The organism is Cyanobium sp. FACHB-13342 (genome assembly GCF_014697415.1).
In the GTDB taxonomy this organism is placed as follows: Bacteria; Cyanobacteriota; Cyanobacteriia; order PCC-6307; family Cyanobiaceae; genus Cyanobium_A.
In genome coordinates, this window is record NZ_JACJRT010000007.1 from 197653 (window position 1) to 214791 (window position 17139).

Annotated in this window: 21 protein-coding genes; 15 read left to right on the forward strand and 6 right to left on the reverse strand. The window is 65.3% G+C overall.

Features of this window, described 5'->3' with window-relative positions; translation table 11 throughout:
- Nucleotides 1-11: 11 nt before the first annotated feature.
- On the reverse strand, nt 12-1439 hold the full coding sequence (locus H6G16_RS04830) for a DEAD/DEAH box helicase (RefSeq protein WP_190389157.1): 1428 nt from the start codon (nt 1437-1439) through the stop codon (nt 12-14).
- 105 nt (nt 1440-1544) lie between these two features.
- Here H6G16_RS04830 and H6G16_RS04835 point away from each other — a divergent pair, with 105 nt between their 5' ends.
- The 7 genes from H6G16_RS04835 (at nt 1545) to H6G16_RS04865 (ending at nt 8552) form a co-directional block, all read left to right on the forward strand.
- A complete protein-coding gene (locus tag H6G16_RS04835; protein ID WP_190389158.1) occupies nt 1545-1748 on the forward strand; it encodes a hypothetical protein in 204 nt (67 codons plus the stop codon).
- 10 nt (nt 1749-1758) lie between these two features.
- Nucleotides 1759-4389: a primase-helicase zinc-binding domain-containing protein gene (locus H6G16_RS04840; protein WP_190389159.1), complete on the forward strand. Its 2631-nt coding sequence runs from the start codon at nt 1759-1761 to the stop codon at nt 4387-4389.
- Between the two features lie 287 nt (nt 4390-4676).
- Nucleotides 4677-5369: a hypothetical protein gene (locus H6G16_RS04845; RefSeq protein ID WP_190389160.1), complete on the forward strand. Its 693-nt coding sequence runs from the start codon at nt 4677-4679 to the stop codon at nt 5367-5369.
- A gap of 104 nt (nt 5370-5473) precedes the next feature.
- Nucleotides 5474-5848, forward strand: a complete 375-nt coding sequence (locus tag H6G16_RS04850) for a hypothetical protein (protein ID WP_190389161.1) — start codon at nt 5474-5476, stop codon at nt 5846-5848.
- A 3-nt stretch (nt 5849-5851) separates the two neighbouring features.
- Complete coding sequence (locus H6G16_RS04855; RefSeq protein WP_190389162.1) at nt 5852-6388, forward strand: hypothetical protein; 537 nt, start codon at nt 5852-5854, stop codon at nt 6386-6388.
- Nucleotides 6388-8013 carry a phage terminase large subunit gene (gene terL, locus H6G16_RS04860; protein WP_190389163.1) on the forward strand — a complete coding sequence of 542 codons (1626 nt, stop codon included), beginning with the start codon at nt 6388-6390 and terminating at the stop codon, nt 8011-8013. Before H6G16_RS04855 ends, terL begins: the two co-directional genes overlap by 1 nt.
- A 140-nt stretch (nt 8014-8153) precedes the next feature.
- On the forward strand, nt 8154-8552 hold the full coding sequence (locus H6G16_RS04865; RefSeq protein WP_347238794.1) for a sigma factor: 399 nt from the start codon (nt 8154-8156) through the stop codon (nt 8550-8552).
- A gap of 148 nt (nt 8553-8700) precedes the next feature.
- Here the strand turns inward: H6G16_RS04865 and H6G16_RS04870 are convergent, their stop codons facing one another.
- Both H6G16_RS04870 and H6G16_RS04875 read right to left on the reverse strand, forming a co-directional pair.
- Nucleotides 8701-9141: a hypothetical protein gene (locus tag H6G16_RS04870; RefSeq protein ID WP_190389165.1), complete on the reverse strand. Its 441-nt coding sequence runs from the start codon at nt 9139-9141 to the stop codon at nt 8701-8703.
- 102 nt (nt 9142-9243) lie between these two features.
- Entirely contained in the window at nt 9244-9690 is a 447-nt protein-coding gene (locus H6G16_RS04875; RefSeq protein WP_190389166.1) for a hypothetical protein, read from the reverse strand.
- Between the two features lie 594 nt (nt 9691-10284).
- Between H6G16_RS04875 and H6G16_RS04880 the strand changes: the two genes are divergently transcribed.
- The 5 genes from H6G16_RS04880 (at nt 10285) to H6G16_RS04900 (ending at nt 13940) form a co-directional block, all read left to right on the forward strand.
- Complete coding sequence (locus tag H6G16_RS04880) at nt 10285-11625, forward strand: DUF4055 domain-containing protein (RefSeq protein ID WP_242036172.1); 1341 nt, start codon at nt 10285-10287, stop codon at nt 11623-11625.
- Nucleotides 11622-12149, forward strand: a complete 528-nt coding sequence (locus H6G16_RS04885; RefSeq protein ID WP_190389167.1) for a hypothetical protein — start codon at nt 11622-11624, stop codon at nt 12147-12149. Before H6G16_RS04880 ends, H6G16_RS04885 begins: the two co-directional genes overlap by 4 nt.
- A gap of 3 nt (nt 12150-12152) precedes the next feature.
- Entirely contained in the window at nt 12153-12719 is a 567-nt protein-coding gene (locus tag H6G16_RS04890) for a hypothetical protein (RefSeq protein ID WP_190389168.1), read from the forward strand.
- A 70-nt stretch (nt 12720-12789) separates the two neighbouring features.
- Nucleotides 12790-13650, forward strand: a complete 861-nt coding sequence (locus H6G16_RS04895) for a hypothetical protein (protein WP_190389169.1) — start codon at nt 12790-12792, stop codon at nt 13648-13650.
- A 5-nt stretch (nt 13651-13655) separates the two neighbouring features.
- Entirely contained in the window at nt 13656-13940 is a 285-nt protein-coding gene (locus H6G16_RS04900; protein ID WP_190389170.1) for a hypothetical protein, read from the forward strand.
- Nucleotides 13941-14015: 75 nt separating this feature from the next.
- Here H6G16_RS04900 and H6G16_RS04905 read toward each other — a convergent pair whose 3' ends face one another.
- The 3 genes from H6G16_RS04905 to H6G16_RS04915 form a co-directional block, all read right to left on the reverse strand.
- The gene (locus H6G16_RS04905) at nt 14016-14231 is read right to left on the reverse strand and encodes a hypothetical protein (protein ID WP_190389171.1); all 216 of its coding nucleotides are present in this window, start codon (nt 14229-14231) and stop codon (nt 14016-14018) included.
- A 178-nt stretch (nt 14232-14409) separates the two neighbouring features.
- On the reverse strand, nt 14410-14667 hold the full coding sequence (locus H6G16_RS04910) for a hypothetical protein (RefSeq protein ID WP_190389172.1): 258 nt from the start codon (nt 14665-14667) through the stop codon (nt 14410-14412).
- A 17-nt stretch (nt 14668-14684) separates the two neighbouring features.
- Nucleotides 14685-15431 (reverse strand): C39 family peptidase, encoded by a 747-nt coding sequence (locus H6G16_RS04915; RefSeq protein ID WP_199289186.1) that lies wholly within the window; start codon nt 15429-15431, stop codon nt 14685-14687.
- A gap of 134 nt (nt 15432-15565) precedes the next feature.
- Here H6G16_RS04915 and H6G16_RS04920 point away from each other — a divergent pair, with 134 nt between their 5' ends.
- The 3 genes from H6G16_RS04920 to H6G16_RS04930 all read left to right on the forward strand — a co-directional run bounded on the left by H6G16_RS04920 (nt 15566) and on the right by H6G16_RS04930 (nt 17137).
- The gene (locus H6G16_RS04920; RefSeq protein WP_190389174.1) at nt 15566-15784 is read left to right on the forward strand and encodes a hypothetical protein; all 219 of its coding nucleotides are present in this window, start codon (nt 15566-15568) and stop codon (nt 15782-15784) included.
- Complete coding sequence (locus H6G16_RS04925; RefSeq protein ID WP_190389175.1) at nt 15784-16131, forward strand: type II toxin-antitoxin system PemK/MazF family toxin; 348 nt, start codon at nt 15784-15786, stop codon at nt 16129-16131. The genes H6G16_RS04920 and H6G16_RS04925 overlap by 1 nt, the downstream gene beginning before the upstream one ends.
- Nucleotides 16132-16207: 76 nt before the next feature.
- Complete coding sequence (locus tag H6G16_RS04930; RefSeq protein WP_190389176.1) at nt 16208-17137, forward strand: major capsid protein; 930 nt, start codon at nt 16208-16210, stop codon at nt 17135-17137.
- Nucleotides 17138-17139: the final 2 nt, after the last annotated feature.

Below are 17139 nucleotides of genomic sequence, written 5' to 3' on the forward strand. Positions count from 1 at the left end.
TTGCCCAGCGATTACGTGCTGCGCTGCCGTGCTGCCCAGACGTGGCGGGCCCAGCCGGGCTTGTAGCCGCGTTCCTGCTCCCGCTGCAGCAAGTCCTCGAAGGTGCGGCAGCCGGCGGCCGGGTGCGTCCGGCGTGGTCGGGCCTGCTGGAGCTTGGGGCGGTGCCGATCCGACCCGCTGATCTCGACTAGTTCACCCTCAAGCAGTTGAAGCCCACGGCGCTGCTCATCGCGGTCCTCGGCAGGAAACAGATGGCCGCAGTCGGGGCAGACCTGGGCGGCACTGGGGCAGCTGCAGAAGCAGACCGGGCAGTCTTTGATCGGAATCGAGACGCCCTCCCGGCGGCGGCGGCCAGCCAGGCTCCACTCGCGCTCATCGGTGGGCAGGCCGTGGCGATGGGCGTTGCCGACGTGATCGAGGATCACCGCTTCCTGCTTGCCCGGTGCGGGACGCAGGGCCCGGCCAACCATCTGCAGATAGAGGCTCAGGGAAGCGGTGGGGCGCATCAGGATCGCGCCGCCCACCGAGGGGATGTCGGTGCCCTCGGAAATGATCATGCAGCTGGTGATTACCTCCACCTCGCCGGTGCCGAGCCCGGCGATCAACCGTTTGCGCTCCTCCGCTGACGTGCCACCGCTCACCGACGCGGCCCTGATCCCTGCAGCGCGGAAGGCGCCAGCCATCTGCTCGGCGTGCTGGATCGTGCAGCAAAAGCAAATGGCCGTGCCGGGGTGCAGCCGGCGGCGGTAGTGCGACACCGCATCACCGATCGCGGCCCGGTCCCCGAAGGCGCGCGCCGCCTGCTCCAGGTCGTACTCGCCCATCCGCTGTTGGAGTTCGGGACCCTGCCCCTTGCTGTTCCTGGCACCTGGCCAGGAGAAGACCTTGGGCCGGGCCAGCCAGCCCTGCTCCACCAGCCAGGCCGCAGAGGGCCCCAGCACCAGGGCCTCGAAAAAGCCGCCGGCCTCTACGCCCAACCCTTTGCCATCGAGGCGTTCGGGCGTGGCGGTCTTGCCGATCAGATGCGCCTCTGGCCAGGTGTTGATGATCCGGCCCCAGACGTTGCCGGCCACCAGGTGATGGGCCTCGTCCTGAATGATCAGATCCGGCACAGGCAGCTGCCCCAGCCGCCGGGCCACGGTCTGCACCGAGCCCACGGAAACCTGCCGGCCCTGCAGCCTCTGGCCAGGGGCGATCACATCGGGCTCCAGCCCCCAGGCCCGAACGGTGCCCGTGAGCTGCTCGATCAGCTCGGCCCGATGGGCCAGCACCAGCACCTTCCTGCCCTTGCGGGCAGCGCCGCGGGCGATGGCGCCGATGGTCTGGCCTTTGCCCGCGCCGGTGGGCATCACGGCACAGACCCGGCGGTGGGCCTTGAGTGCGGCGCGGAGATCGACCAACAACTGCAGCTGGTAGTCACGCAGAACGATTGACGGCATTGGCACCAGATCAAGCGGGACGACTGCTAGCCACTCGCCTTCTTTGGCTCAGGCTAGCGAGGCATGGCCAAGGCTATTAGGCTGCAGACCACGAGCAATGGCCTGATGCCCGACTACGCCCTGCCGGTGAGTGTCTCGATCACCCAGCAGCAACTCGCCTGGCTGGATGCCCGCAGGCGTCACGGCTCCCTCAGTCGCTCGGCGGCACTGCGGCAGGTGCTGGATGCCGCCATGGACCGCGAACTCTTGCTGGACAGACCGGATCGGGCATCACCGAATCCCGCCGCGACCTCAGCAGCGAGCAGGTGAGCCGGAACCCATGGCCCCTGATGCCATTGCTGCGGCCCAGGGCCGCTGGCCGGAGATTTTGGTTGCTCTGGCGGGGCTGAGCAGCGAGCAGCTCAGCAATCGCCATCAACCCTGCCCGCTCTGTGGAGGGAGGGATCGCTACCGCTTTGACGACAAGGACGGCAGCGGCTCCTGGTTCTGCAACCAGTGCGGCGGCAAGGACCAGCGCGGCGGCGCTGGCTCCGGCATCGACCTGCTGATGCGCCGGCAGGGCTGGAGCTTTGTGGAGGCAGCACGGCAGGTGGAGGCCTTCCTTGGCCTGGTGCCTGATCACCAGGGCACCAGTGCCGGCAGGGCCACCAGCCGAAACGGCAAGCCCTGGCGGATGCCTGACAAACCTCCCGCCGATGCCCCGCCGCCACCGTTGAACCGCGGGGCCACCGCCCAGTGGGCCTACCGCAATCGCGCAGGGGAAGTGCTGTTCTGGATCCAGCGGATCGGGCTGCGCAGCGGCGGCAAAGCCTTCCTGCATCGCGTCTGGCTGGACGGGGACTGGCATCGCCCCAGCCGCCGTGATGCCTTCAGCTGCGACTGGCCCACCCCCAGGCCGCTCTACGGACTGCCAGATCTGCAGCAGCGCCCCGAGGCCCCGGTACTGGTGGTGGAAGGGGAGGGCACCGCCGATGCGGCCGCTCGTCTGTTCCCAGACCATGTGGTGCTGACTTGGGCCAACGGCTCCAAGGCGATCGCCAAGGCGGACTGGACGCCGCTGGCCGGCCGCTCGGTGACGCTCTGGCCTGATGCGGATGCGGCCGGAGTGGAAGCCATGCAGAGCCTGGCCGCCCTGCTGCATCCCCTCGACTGCGAGCTGCACTTGGTGGCCCTACCGGCAGATCTGCCCCAAGGCTGGGATCTGGCCGATGCCGACTGGACACCCCGGCAGGCTGCTCGGCAGCTGGCGAAAGCAGCCCAGCCATGGAGACCCTCAGAGACAGGTGCTGGTGGCAGCGGCGATGGTGCTTCGCTGCCGGCGCTGGCCCCGGCAGCAACCCCCAGGCCGACCACGCCGTTTCAGTGCCTGGGGTACGACGCCGACGCGAACTTCTATCAACCGGGGAGCACCGGTCAGGTGATCCGCCTGCCCCGCGGTTGCCACACCGCCACCCACCTGGTGGCCCTGGCACCACTGGAGTATTGGGAGAGCCTCTACCCCAGCCGCACCGGTGTGAACTGGCCGGCAGCGGCCAGTGATCTGCACAAGAGCTCGGCCGCGATGGGGATCTTTGCAGTGGAGCGCATCCGCGGCCGCGGGGCCTGGTGGGATGAAGGCCGCACGGTGCTGCACCTCGGTGATCGCTTAATCACCCCCGAGGGGGAGCACCCGATCACCAAACCCTTCCGCTCGCGGCACATCTACCAGCGCCTCAAACGCTTGGAGGGACCGTGCGGCGTAGAGCCTCTGACCGTGCAGGAGGCGGCCGTGATCGTGGGCATCGCCAACCGCTTTCGCTGGGAGGTGCCGGCCTCCGGCACCCTGCTCCTGGGCTGGGTGGTGCTGGCTCCGATCTGCGGAGCCCTGCGCTGGCGGCCCCACCTCTGGCTCACCGCCGGCGCTGGCTCGGGCAAGAGCCAGATCCTCGATCGCTTCGTGGCGCCGCTACTCGGCGATCTGAGCCTGGTGGTGGTGGGCGCGACCACAGAAGCCGGCCTGCGCCAGACCATCTGCTGCGACGCCGTGCCCGTGGTCTTCGATGAGGCGGAGAGCAATGAGAAGGGTGATCAGCAGCGGATGCAGGCGATCCTCTCGCTGGCGCGGGTGGCCAGCAGCGAGAGCAGCGCCGAGATGCTGAAGGGTTCCCCCAGCGGTGATGTGAGCCGCTACCGGGTGCGCTCGATGTTCCTGATGTCCTCGATCGCCACCGCCCTCAAGCAGGGTGCCGACAAGAGCCGGTTCGCGCAGCTGACCCTGCGCAGCCCCACCGAGATGGGCAAGGAGGAGCGGGAGGTGCACTGGCAGAGCCTCGATCGCGATCTCGAACGCCACATCACCCCGGAGCTGGCGCGGCGGTTGATCGCCCGCACCGTGTCGTTGATCCCGGTGATCCGCCAATCGGTCGTGGTGTTTTCCGCTGCGGCGGCACGGCACTTCGATTCCCAGCGCCTGGGCGATCAGTACGGCACCTTGATGGCCGGAGCCTGGTCGCTGCTCAGTGATGCGGTACCCACCCAGGAGGAGGCGGAGCACTGCATCGCCTGCCACGACTGGGAGAGCTACAGCCAGAGCACCGAAGTGCCGGATGAGGCCCGCTGCATGCAGACGATCCTGCAGCGGCAGGTGCGGGTGGAGACCGACGACAAACCCGTCACCCGCACCATCGGTGAACTGGTGGAGCTGGCCGCCTGCCATGCCAGTTGCATCGACGTGAGCGCGGGCCTGGCCGCCCAGACCCTTGGGCGCCATGGCCTGCGGGTGGATCAGGAGCGGCTGCTGGTGAGCAACACCGCCAAGGCCATCGAGCAGTTTCTTGCTGATACCGCCTGGCAGAACAGCTGGCCGGTGGTGCTGCTGCGCCTGGCTGGTGCGCAACGGGCCGGACCGGTGCGCTTCTGTGGCGCCGGCATGGTCAGCCGTGCGGTCGCCATTCCCCTGACCGAGCTGTAACGAGCAGCCGTCACAAACGGGCCGGACATAACAGCAGAGGTAACGCCCAGATCAATTGCCCCGCAACCGATCTGGGCTGCTGTAACGCTGTAACGCTCCGGGGATCCGATAGAGCCCCCTATGAATTCAAAGACGAATGCACACCTGCTCAACCAGACACTGCTGCTTGCTAAAGCTTCTATCTCTGAAAAAGGGTTACAGCGTTACAGCCACCCCTAGACGCTTTTGCTGGCCCGCCCTCTCGGCTGTTACGGCGATCGTCACGCCGCGTCACAGCTGAAACGGTCATGGTCACCTCCACCTCCACCTGGCTTGATCCCATCCCCGGCCTCTGGCGGGATGAGGAGGCCCATCGCTACTGGCTGGGCGATCACCTGTTTCCGGTGTCGATCACCGGCGTGCTGGCCCACGGCCTCAGCGAGACCGCCAAACGAGCCATCGAAGCCAAGCGGCCGATCTGGCAGCCGCGGGGCACCACGGTGCATGCCGCTCTGGAGCACTACAGCCAGGCCCGCTTCCTGGTGGGCAAGAGCGCCAGCGAGGCCCTGCTGGATGCCGAAACCATGCCAGGCCATCACCAGTACCGCGACTGGATCCTGCCTTTGCTGCAGCTGCCGCTCTGGGAGGAGGTGGAGGTGATCGCCAGCGAACGGCTCACTTGCTGCCTTACTCGCAACATCGCCGGCGCCTTCGATGGGGCCTATGTGTCACCGGCACTGAGTGAACGCCACGGCCAGCCGGTGCGGGTGCTCTACGACCTCAAGACCCTCTCGGCCCACGGCAGGCCCTATTCCACCGCCGCCCAGCTCGGCGGCTACATGGTGCTGGAGGCCGCTCAGGGGAACCACTACGAGCTGGGCCAGACGATCTGGAGCAAGCCAGGCGAGGCGTTCACCAGCAGCTTCTACAGCCGTGAGCAATGCCTGGCGGCCTGGGCTGCGGCCTGGAGCCGTTACTGCCTGAGCCACCGACCCTTCTGATCGTCCAGGCACCCGCGAGGCAGATCGGGACATTGGCTCGTGATGCAGAGCCGCTAGATTGAGCAGGCTCGGATTTGTCCGGGTCAACGATCTAGCGCACTCTGATGGCGGACCTCCTGCTCGCTGCTGCTCCATCGGCATCCCCCGCAGATGCGGATGATCTCGATGCCCTGCTGGATGTCGTCACCGCGATCAAGGCGCAGCAGAAGGAGCTGGAGCAGCAACTTGAGCCCCTGCTGGAGGCCCTCAACTCGGCAATGGCCGCCGGCGAGCTGGATCCAGCCTTCTCCCATAACGACTGGGCCTTTGCCCACAGCCCCGGGCGGCTGAGCTACGACTTCCCGCCGGTGGTGCAACTGATCGAGCAGCAGCTCAAGGCCGCCAAGGAGTCCGCCATCCAGCAAGGGAGCGCCACTGAAAAGCGCGGCAAACCCTTTTGGACTATCCGTGCCCCCAAGACGCCGGCACTGCCGTTCTGACTCATGGCGCGGCACACCCACCAGTACAGCGCCCCTGATCCGGTGGAAGAGCTGCGCTCTGCCGCCAGCGCAGAAGACGACAACGGCCAGCCGCTGTATGAGCCCACCGACCCCGCCCGCCCGATCGGGCATGCCAACCCCCCGCGCCGCACGCGGGGACTGCTCATGCAGCCACCCCCTCGGCCCTCGCGTTTGGAGGTGGAGCGGCGTGTGGCAGAAGCGCAGCTTTGGATCGCCCAGCGCATTCCGCTGGCGTTGATCGCCGAAAAAGCTCGTGAAAGCTGGGGGGTGAAGAACACCCAGACGATCAATCGTTACCTCAACCTGGCCCGCGAGCGCATGGTGGAGGAGCTGATCAGCGACCGGCGCCGCCACCAAGCCGAGCAGATCTTTGCCCTCAATGACTGCGCTCGGCGGGCGATGGATGCCGAGCAGTTCTCAGCTGCAGTGGGAGCCTTTCGGGTGATCGCCGAGATCGGTGGGCTGCTGCGGGCCCCTCTCAAGGCACTGGACGGGCAGGCAGCAGGGGGCAGAAGCTGATGGCAGGCCTGCTTGTTGATCCGGCCAGCGACCGCTGGGCCGACTGGGGTCTGCTGGATGGTCCGGATCCAGGCCGCCAGCAGAACGGCCCCCAGGTCCAGCAGGCCTTCCGTGATTTCATCGTGGCCGCTTATCCCGGCTACGCCTTCCACACCTGGGCCGAGCGCCTGATCGCCCTGCTGCAGCGGGTGGCCGAGGGCGAGCTCAACCGCCTGATCGTCTGCTGCCCCCCGCGGATGGGCAAATCACTGCTGGTCTCGAAGCTGTTTCCGGCCTACTGGGTGAGCCGCTACCCCACACGCTTCTGCGCGATCGCCTCCTATTCGGCGGAGCTGGCCTATGCCCATAGCCGTGAGGCACGGCACTACTACCGTGCCGTCGGCCATCCCCTCTCCAAGGACTCCACCGCCGTGGGCAACTGGCTGACGCCCGAGCGCGGTGGCTGCATCGCCGCCGGCGTACGCGGCCCCTTCACCGGCAAGGGCTACGCGCTGGGGATCATCGATGACCCCTACAAGGGTCCAGAAGACGCCAACTCCGCCGGCCAACGCCAGAAGCTGATCGAGTGGTTCCAGTCCGTCTGGCTCACGCGAGCTGAACCGGGGGTGAACGGCAGTGCTGGAGCCGCGCAGGTGGTGGTGCTGACCCGCTGGCACCAGGACGATCTGATCGGCTGGCTGCTGGCGCAGGAGAGCGGTGACGCTCCGCAGCAGTGGCAGGTGCTGAACTTGCCGGCCATAGCTCAACCGCCCCAGCAGCAGATCAAGTTCCCGGCCACATGCACCGTCGAGCCGGACTGGCGCCAGCCCGGTGAGCCGCTCTGCCCGGAACGGTTCCCGCTGGTGGAGCTGGAGCAGATCCGCATCCGCACCGGCAGTTACTGGTGGAACGCGCTGTATCAGCAGCGCCCCTCTCCGGCAGAGGGCCTGCTGTTTCAACGCGCCTGGATCCGCACCGTTGCGAGCAACCGTTCACCAGACGGTCGGCCGGTGCAACGGCCCTTTGCAACGGTGGTTCTGAGCTGTGACCTGAGCTTCAAGGGGGGAGCTGAGAACGACTACTGCGGCTTCTGCCTGCTCGGCTTGCTCCCGGATCAGGAGACCCGCCACCACCCTGCAGCCCAGGCCCTGGCACGGGGTGAACAGCTCCACCCCAGTGCCGCCCAGGTGCGCTCTCCGGCCGAACCGCAGAGAGACGACAAACACCGGATCGAGGTGATCTGGAGCCAGCACCACCGCCTCGACCTTCCGGGGGTGGTCAACTTCCTCGGCCAGACCCTTGCGTCTCTGGACAAACGCCTGAGTCCTGGTGCGGTGCTGATCGAAGACGCGGCCAATGGCCCGGCCGTCTGCCAGCTGCTGCGCCGCCAGATCCCTGGCCTGATTGCTGTGCGGCCCAATGGCAGCAAGGTGAGCCGCGCCCATGCGGTGGCTCCCTTGCTGGAAGCCGGCCAGCTGGCGTTTCGCAGCGGCAACGACGCCCTGATCAGCGAACTGCTGGGTTTTCCCAACGGGGCCCACGACGACCTGGTGGATGCCTTCTGCCAGGGCGTGATTTGGCTGCAGAGCCAGCACTGGCGCAGCCAGGGCAAGGCCACGCCCCGGCCGCTGCTGTTCTCCCGCTGAGGGACCTACCCCCATTCCTGATGATCCCCACACCACAGGCCCACATCCCCAGGCCCCAGCAGACCATTGCTCGCGTAACGACATCAGTTCGTTCGCGAGGCCCTTTGCGCTCGCCTCATGCCGCTGCTGATGCTTTGGTGGTGGAGCACCTGCCTTTTGCTGCCAAGGTGGCGGCCAACTATGCGCGCCGCACCGGGCACCCGAAAGAAGACCTCGAGCAGCTGGCGGCAATCGGGCTGATCAAAGCCTCACGGCGTTACGACATCCATCGCCCGGGCCGCAGTCCCAATCACTTCATCGCCTACGCCCGGCCGTTCGTGAACGGCGAGATCACCCACTACCTGCGGGATAAGGGTTTTTTGATCTCGGTACCAGGGCGTTGGCGGGAGCTGCATGCGCGGGGGCAGAAACTTTTGAGAGAAGGGGTTGTAGCCCACGAAATCCCGCAACAATTGGGGCTCTCGGCTGATCGCTGGGCTGGAATCTGCCAAGCATGCGCGGTTCGGGTTGTGGCGATGGAGAGCGAAAAGCAGGAATAAATTTAGACGAGCTCCGCTTTATTGCCCTATTCCCGCCGAAGTAGTATCACATTCCAGTAAATAACAAAATGAGCTATTGATCCATCCCCTGTCGCCCGCTTTGGCCACTTTTCAAAGTTCCAATGCATGAGTTACACGAGGAGCTCATTTAAAGCTTTATCGATGAAGTGCTATAAAACCAAAAAGGATCATCTTCGTCTCTCGGGGAAAATCCGCACTTTCTCGCCAGTGCCTTTCCTGAACTAGTTACTGGACAAACCTTCACTAATGGGTCAAGTATTGTCAGGGCACGCAGCATCCTCGTCCCATATCCTTTTCGCTCCATGTCGTCGCGGGTGACAACCGCAACGACATGCGCTAAATCTGGCTCGTAGTGCCCCAGTGTGATAGGGCCAATGCTATCACTTATTACCCATAATTTCTTTTCTTCGCATAAGGACTTCACAAGCGAGATCAAAGCATCGCACTTGCCTGGCTCGCTGCAACTACCAAATCCAGTTGCCGACAGCTGCTTCGAATAGAGCTTGGCAAGCAATTCTAATTCCTCGATCTTTGCAGGCCTAATCAGGCTATCAATCACCTTTGTCATCGGCTTCAGAATTATCCAGGCCCCTTCTTGGGGCCCAAAAGGAGGACGGAACCAGAAAGAGATGGGACATCTCTTTCGCGAGCGCATCAAGAATAGGCGCGGCTATGGATCCTCGTATCTCTTTAAGATCATGTCCATGTCTGAGCAGACACTTAGCTTGCTTCGTTTTTGCAGCTTTACACTTTCTCTTCCAAAGAAGAACGCCAATGCACCCGTAGATAGCGCAATTAGCCCAACGGTGTAGGAAGCCAGCTCGGGCAAATAAGTCACAACCTCATCCTGGACGCATGCTTGGGCATTGGCGCTTCTTTGAGGGCAAATCTTGGGTGGCGCAAGATGGAATGTTCCACCCGCAAGTAGAGCGGACAGTCCGAAGCCAATCAGTAAATTGCCGGCGGCATAAAAGTGTGATCCACCATCGGCAATATCTGCGACCTTCTTCCGTAGATCGTTCCACTCGTCGACCGGTAGCGTAATAGCGACTCGATTGCGTAGTCCGAGAATCCTGTACTCGATCGAGACGTCAAATTTCTTTGATTCGTCAGTCATCGCCTTCCTCCTCTGATGCGCTTGTTATTCCTGCAACAATTGAGTTCACAAGAACTGTGTTCCCACAGTTTGAGCAAGTGACGGGAAGTATGGGAACAATTGGAACGGGCCCAACAACTAGGCCTCCGCCATGAAACTCCCTAATCTCATAGACCTCGGAGGGAACATTCCAGCTACTGCGCCCGCACATTGGGCAATTCTGGGAGCTCCATTTTTCCTCAAGGTGCTTAATCAGCCTCGACTTGGCGTCATCGTTCATGGCTGCAGATAAAACTCCCAATCAGCATAGGGCTGTGCCGCCTTCGCTCAGAGCGCATTCCAGCCGAAAGAGGGCATGTCTTCGCTTCTCAGGATTTTCCGTAAGTCATGAAATCAACAAAAGAATCATGCCTGCATTCGTGTTCTTGGCGTTTGCAAACCAAAATCATCGTGGATAGTCAGATGCGTAGCGCTAGTGCATGCAGTTATTGCTGGACACGAAACGTCGCCCGGATTGAGGACCACTATCGATACCGGCAATAGCTCAAAGCGTTGCTCATCGCCGTGCCGTCTGCTTTCGCGCCAGACCCACGCCACTGGCCTCTGCACCCCCGTTTGGCCGCCCTGCTCCCCCGCCTGGAGCTGATCCAGGACTGCTGGGACCTCCTCGCAGACCGCAAGGAGCACTACCTGCCCCGCGGCGAACGGGAGCCAGAGAGCGCCTACCGCCGACGGCTGGAGGCAGCCCTGCCCTCAGGGTTCTTCCGCGATGCGCTGCGCACCTTCGCGGGGATGCTGGCCTCCAGCCACTGGCGGGAGCTGCCGGCCTCGCTGCAGGCGGTGATCAGTGATGTGGATGGACGCGGCACCGACCTGGGCGTGTTCCTCGAACGGGCCGACGTGCTGGTGCTCCGCGATGGGGCAGCGCAGATAGGTGTCCTGCCGCCTGAGCACCTCTGGCCCAGCGAGGGCGACCGGCAGCAGGCGCTGCGCCGTGGTGATCGTCTCTCGCTGCCGCGCCTTGCTCTGCTGGAGCGCCGCGACGTCCTGAACTGGCACCTGCCTGGCCCCCAGTCCTTGCCTGACGCGGTCAGCTTCCGGCTGCCCAACCCCAAGGCCCAGGACCAGCCCCTGGACCCGGATCGACCTCAGCATCCATGGCTCTACGGATCAGTTGCCCTCGATGGCGAGGGCATGAGCGTCGAGACCATCGAGCTCATGGCAGACCCGCAGGCCCCATCTGGCTGGCGACCGCAACGCTCTGAACTACAGCACTACCGGGGTATCAGCCAGCTGCCCCTGATCTGGTACGCCAGTGATGGCGCTGCCTTTGGGGAGGGCGATCTGCCGCATCTGGGTCTGGCGCATCAGTACCTCAACCACTTCCGCTGCCAGAGCGACTACCAGGAGCTCCTGTACCGAACGGCTCTGCCGGTGGGTGTGCGCACAGGGGTCGTGGGCCCGATGGGCAGTGGCACCAGCGAGCCGGTGGTGCTGGGCCCCAACAGCGTGATCGACCTGCCGGAGGGCGCCAGCTTCCAGTTCGTGGAGATCCAAGCCCGCTCCTTGGCCGAGCACCGCGCCTGGCTGGAATCCCTCGACCAGGGCATGCGTCGTGACGCCCTGATTCCCTCTGGCGCCCAGGGGGCTCCACGCACCGCCACCGAGATCTCGCTGGCGGCCTCGCAGGCCTATGCGCTGCTGCAGAGCCAGGCGATCCAGAAGGCCTCCATGTTTTCGTCGTTGCTGGCTCATTGGTGCGCAATCACCGGTGAACCGGTTCCCCTGCAGCAGGGTCCGGCGTTGCTGGTGGAGATCAGCCCACTCGCCCCAGCGCCCAAGCCGCAACCGACCGTGGCAGAAATGCTGCAGCTGCATGAGCGCGGCATCGTGAGCGAGCAGGCTCTGCGGCAATGGCTGGGGGATCTGGCCGGTGTCACGCCGGCTTCTGCATGACCATCAGCAGCAATGCACCGAGCCCCTCAAGTGGTGCGACGTGGCAACAGCAAGACCAAGAGGCCATCCGCCAGTGCCTGGCGCTGCCCGCCACCGTTCCCTGCCTGGATGCCATCGGTCGAGCAATGGCGGATCTGCTGCGCCAGCACCCGGCCGGGGTGTTGAGCGCCCGAGCGCTTCTGGATGCGGTGGCCCTGATTGATCAGCAGCTGCTGGCCGGCGGCTGCGAGCAGGAGCAGCCGATTCAGAAGCGCAGCCACTCGGGACCGATCGCCGGCTCGGTGGCCGCAGCTGGAGATGCGCCCCTGCAAAAAGCAGACGTGATCGCCTACGACACAGCGCTGCTGCGCGAAGAAAGCGAGACCACTTACGCCAGCCCCAGTTCGCCCGCGATGGCCCTGCTGCGACAGCGGCGCCGCTACGCCGAGCAGCTGCTGTTGCTCCTGCCTGCGCTCAACAGCTGGATGCAGTTCACCGCCGAGGCCGCAGGGCTGCTGGGAACCACGCCGATGCTGCGGGGTTGAGCGATGACCACAAGCCCCAGACGGTTCACCAGCAGCCAGCATCCGCGCTCAGATCAGCCCTGGCCAGCGACGCCCCTGCAGCCGTTTGCCAATGCACGCCTGCTTCTTGCGGAGAACGCCATCCCAGGGGACACCACCTCAGCGGTGGTGGCGTCGCATGTGCTCGAGTGCTTCTTGAGCCGGCAGCGCTACATCTCGGCCAAGGAGAACGGACCTGGGGTCGACACCGGCGACTTCACCTACAGCGGCACGATCTGCCGGGCTACCCGCCTGCCGCCTCACCCAGGCGCCATCTGGCTGAGCAGCACCTTGAGCTGGCAGCAGAACGGCCGCCGCGTTGCCAGCGGTGCCAGCACCGTGGTGGCCCCCTGCGAGGGGCTGATCTGGCTGGGCAATCTCAGCCTGCTCAACCCTTCGGGCGCAGCTGATGTGGATCCCTACGCCCAGCACACGGCCTTCGTGGTGCTGGAGTTTGGCGCCGACTACGGCTCTGGGGGCATCGGCGCCCTGGTGCAGCCGTTGATTGGTGAGCGGGTGTTCGGGACGCTCAAGCCGAATCGAGTCGTCTGATTCCTGCCTCGGCAACAGGGGATGGCAGCGCCGCGATGGGCTGCCGATCCACTGACAGCCGAGACGGGTCATGGCCACTGCTTCCACAACCCCCAGCACCACCACCACCCGCAGCGGAGGTGATGGCAACGAACTCCTGGATCTCCAGGGCTCTGAGACCAGCGAGCAGGACAGCACTCAGGGCGACCACAGCAGTGGCTCGGATCCTGCACCCACCTCCAATGAACCAACCCAGGGGGCCGGTGGTGATGGCCTCAGCGAGGCCCTCAAGGCCGAGCGCCGCCGCAGCAATAACCTCGAAAAAGAACTGCGCGGGCTGCGGCAGCAGCTGACCCGCTTCTCGGAGATCAATCCCGAGGAGTACGCCCGCCTGCAGGAGGCCGAACGCCAGAAGCAGCACCTCGAGCAGCAGCTGGAGCTGCGGGAACGCCAGATGGAGGAGGCCGCCGCCAAGCGGGTGGCCGCCGTCAGTGCTGAACGCGATGCCGCCCATGAGCGGGTGCAGGAGCTGCGCAAGGAGCGGCTGCTGGAGCGGGCTTTCTCAGAAGCGGAAGGGCGCACCGGCGGCGATGGGCGCGGCACCTTCTTTCAGGTGTTTCGCTCGATGCTCTGGGACTGCTTCCGGCTGGGCAGCAGCAAGGACGGCGGCGATGTGCTCGAACCCCTTGATGGCCATGGCCAGCCGCTGCTGGGTGATGACGGCCGGCCGATGACCACAGCCGACTACCTCGATCAGCTGCGCATCCACCCCGTGTATGGCTTTCTGTTCCAGCAGCGCGGCGCCATGGGCACGGGCGCTTTGCCCGCGGGCACTCCAGCCGGCAGCCTCGGCGCCAGCGGTTTTGGGGAGGTGATCAATCCGCAGGCGATGAGCGCCAGCGAGCTCTACCGGGCTGGCTTTGCCCTCAATGGCCGCAGCCCGCGCAGCTGAGCGTCATGACGCGCTGGCACTACTACCTGGCCTTTTGGAGCCGTCGCTCCACCGCCACCGTGGTGCCGGCGCTGAATCGCAGCCAGGCTAGGGATCGTGCTCATGCAAGGCAGAAAGCCGGCTACGGCAGCTTGGTGGCGATCCAGCAGGCCAATGAGGCCGACCGCCGCCTGATCCGTCAGGGCGTGTGGGTGCGGCGGCGCCGCAATGGCAGCAGCCCCCAGTTCGGCTCAGCTCCCGCTCGTGCTGCAGCGCGCAGGCAACGGAGCCTCTACCGGCCCTGGCTCTGAGATCAGCCACTGGTCTGCAGGTGGGCTGGCCAAGGGCAGAAAGGCCCGGCAACGCCGGGCCACAAGGCCGCCGCCTCAGAGCACCGAGACGGTGCCGAGTCGTTTGGCGGCCAGCTTGCGGGCCAGCTGATGGGCCAGCTCAGCTGGAATGAAACGCGGCTTCTTCACGGGCTTGCCGCGGCGGCCATAGAAGACCGTGACGCGCTCGGCAGCGGCGACCTTGAGCCCAGCCGGATAGCAGTGCAGCACGAGCTGACGGATCGGACAAGCCAGAGGAGCAGAGGAGGCCATGGGACTGAGGCGAGGAACACCTGTCCCATCGCCCCGGACGACACGCCCTGGCCAGGGTCGGCGTAGCCGACTCGCGTCAGCCCTTGCCAGGGCGGGGCGAGCAGGGCGCAGCCCTGCGCTCCGGGGCAGTGCTGGTGCTTCCTCGCTGACCCCATGGCCGGACCGCTGGACCCGGACATCAGTTGTCTGGATCGCGGCGCCGGGCACTGACGATGCTGCCGCCACCGAGCAAGGCCAGGCTGGTTCCAACCGCCGCCTCAAAGGTCTGCTGCAGGTTCTCGGCGTAGCTGCTGCACACCGGGCCAAGCCGCCGCTGCAGACCAAGCCAGAAGCAACCGCCCAGGCCAGCGGCATAGAGCGCGAACTGGGCGATGAACACCCCAGCCACGGCCCGCAATAGGAAGCGCTCGCGATCAAATCCTTCCCCACCAGCCATGGCTGTGCTCCTTGGGGTCAGGGATGGCAGGTGAGCAGCCAGCCGGTGCCGGGGCCATCGGCCTGCCAGCGCGGCAGCCAGTTCTTCCAGCTGTAGTGCTGCCCTGCTCCATTGGTGTTGGCGGTGTAGCCGCCGTGGACCAGGTCGGCCTCACCGTTGGGGTCGTTGTGGATGGCGACTGTCTCGGTGAAACCGATCACCACGCTCCAGTGACCGCCGCCGCTGGGTGCAGAAGCGGGGCCATGGTGCAGCCAGCCCACAGCCACTGGCCGCCCCAGCTTGATCTGCTCCTCCAGCGTTGCGCGCTGGCCGTTGGTGGCGAAGTGGGCGGTCAGCCCCAGGGACCGCAACGCCGCCAACTGCGCTTCTGCCGAGGTGGTGTCGCCATAGCGGGCACGGATGACGTTGTAGGCGTCATCGCCACTGACCTTGCCCCAGAAGCGGGCGAGCATGGCGCAACTGCTGGAGAAGCACTCGCGATAGCCGGTGCCTGAAGCGTTGTCGTTCTGGTTCTCCCAGGCCACCGGCAGCGGATTGGCATGGGCCGAGGCTGGGGGAGCTGATGAAAAGGTCTGCCGCCAGAGGGCGGCCTCGGTGAGGACCTGTGGATCGGCCGCCATGACCGCCTGGCGCAACTGCTCGATGCCGGCGAGCTGCTGAGGCTGAGCCTTCCAGTGGTCCCAGAACTGGCGCCAGCGTTCAGCACTGAACGGCGCCTGGACAGCAGGCGTGACGGCAGCCGGAGCGGGAGAGCTTGCAGACATGGCAGCAGGGCAGTCCTCTGCTGTTGCCGCAGCATCCATCCACTGATCCAGGCCTGCCTGCGTGTCACCTGTCGGGCTGCTTGAGACCGCCGCGCCCGTGATCCCTGCGGTTCAGATTGCTTAGCCTGGGGGCCATGACCAACCCCCAGCTCACCGAGAACCTGCTCGCCGTGATCCGCAGCCTGCCGGCTGACGATCGCCGCTGGCTGCTCAGGCAGCTGGAGCAGGACAACAGTGACCTGAGTCACGGTGCCCTGGCTGAGATGGCGATGGCCGGGGGAGCCTTTGACGACCTGGCCGCTGAACCTGAGCTCTACAGCTTCTCCGACGGAGAAGCGATCGTTGCCGGCTGATGCTCAGCCGCTACGACATCGTGCTTGTCGCCTTCCCTTTCACGGATGGGCCGGCGGCCAAGCCTCGCCCGGCTTTGGTGATCACCACCAGTGATCGCCATGGGGATGTGCTGCTGGCCTTCATCAGCTCCAACATCAGCGGCCCAACGGCCAGCGATGAGCTCGACATCCCAGCCGACCATCCAGGCTTCTCAGACACCGGCCTGAAGGTGAGCTCAAGGCTGCGGCTCAGCCGCATGACAACGCTGGCCATGCCACTCGTGAAACGGCGCATCGGACGGCTGCCACTGGCCTTGCAGACGAACTGCCAGCAGGTGCTGCAGCGGGTGATCGGCGGCCAAGGCTGAACGCTCTCCTGTGGGGCAGTTCGTGTCGCCTCGGCAATAGCCCCTGACATCACTGGGGCCTGGCCCCACCTGTGCCATGGGCCTCACCCTGATCGAGGCAGCAAAATACGAGCACCGTCTTGAGCACCTCGCTGTGCTCAAGACGTTCTCGGAGGGCGAACTGCTCGCCCGGCTGCCGTTCATGAACATCGCCGGCAGCGGCCTCTTCTATTCCGCCGAGCAGGAGCTGCCCTCGGTGGGCTTCCGCGCCGTGAACGAGGGCTACACCCAGAGCTACGGCGTGGTGGACCAGCGCGCAGAAGCGGTGCACCTGTTTGGCGGAGACGTCGATGTGGACCGCTCGATCGTGGACCTGATGGGCCCTGAGGCCCGCGCCAGCCAGATCGAGATGAAGGTGCGCTCGATGCGCCTGACGTTGGAGGCGACCGTGATCAACGGCGACACCGCCAGCAACCCTCGCGCCTTTGACGGCTTGAGCAAGCGCCTGCCGCCCGGCAACCCGATGGCGATCAACAACGCCACCGGTGCCATACCCGGTGCACCGCTGAACTTCGATCGGCTTGATGAGCTGATCGATTCAGTGAACGCCTACGGCGGCAGCAAGGTGCTGGTGATGAGCAAGGCGATGCGCCGCCAGCTCAATGCTCTCGCCCGTGCCTCTATCGGCGGTGGTGTGTACCAGACCAGCACCAACTCCTACGGGATGACGGTGCATCGCTACCAGGACTGCGACATCCTCACCGTCGACCGCGATGCCCAGGGCGTCGAGGTGATGGGCTACGACGAGGCGGGCGGCACCAGCTCGATCTACTGCTGCACCTTTGGTGATCAGGGCGTGACCGGCCTGCAGGGTCCGTTCCAGGGCCGCTACGGCATCTCGGTGCGCGATCTGGGCGAGGTGCCCGATGCCCCGGTGTTCCGCACCCGCGTGGATTGGTACGTGGGCTTTGCCGTGCTGCAGCCCCGTGCCGCCGGCCGTCTGTTCAACATCACCCCCGCTGCCTGAGC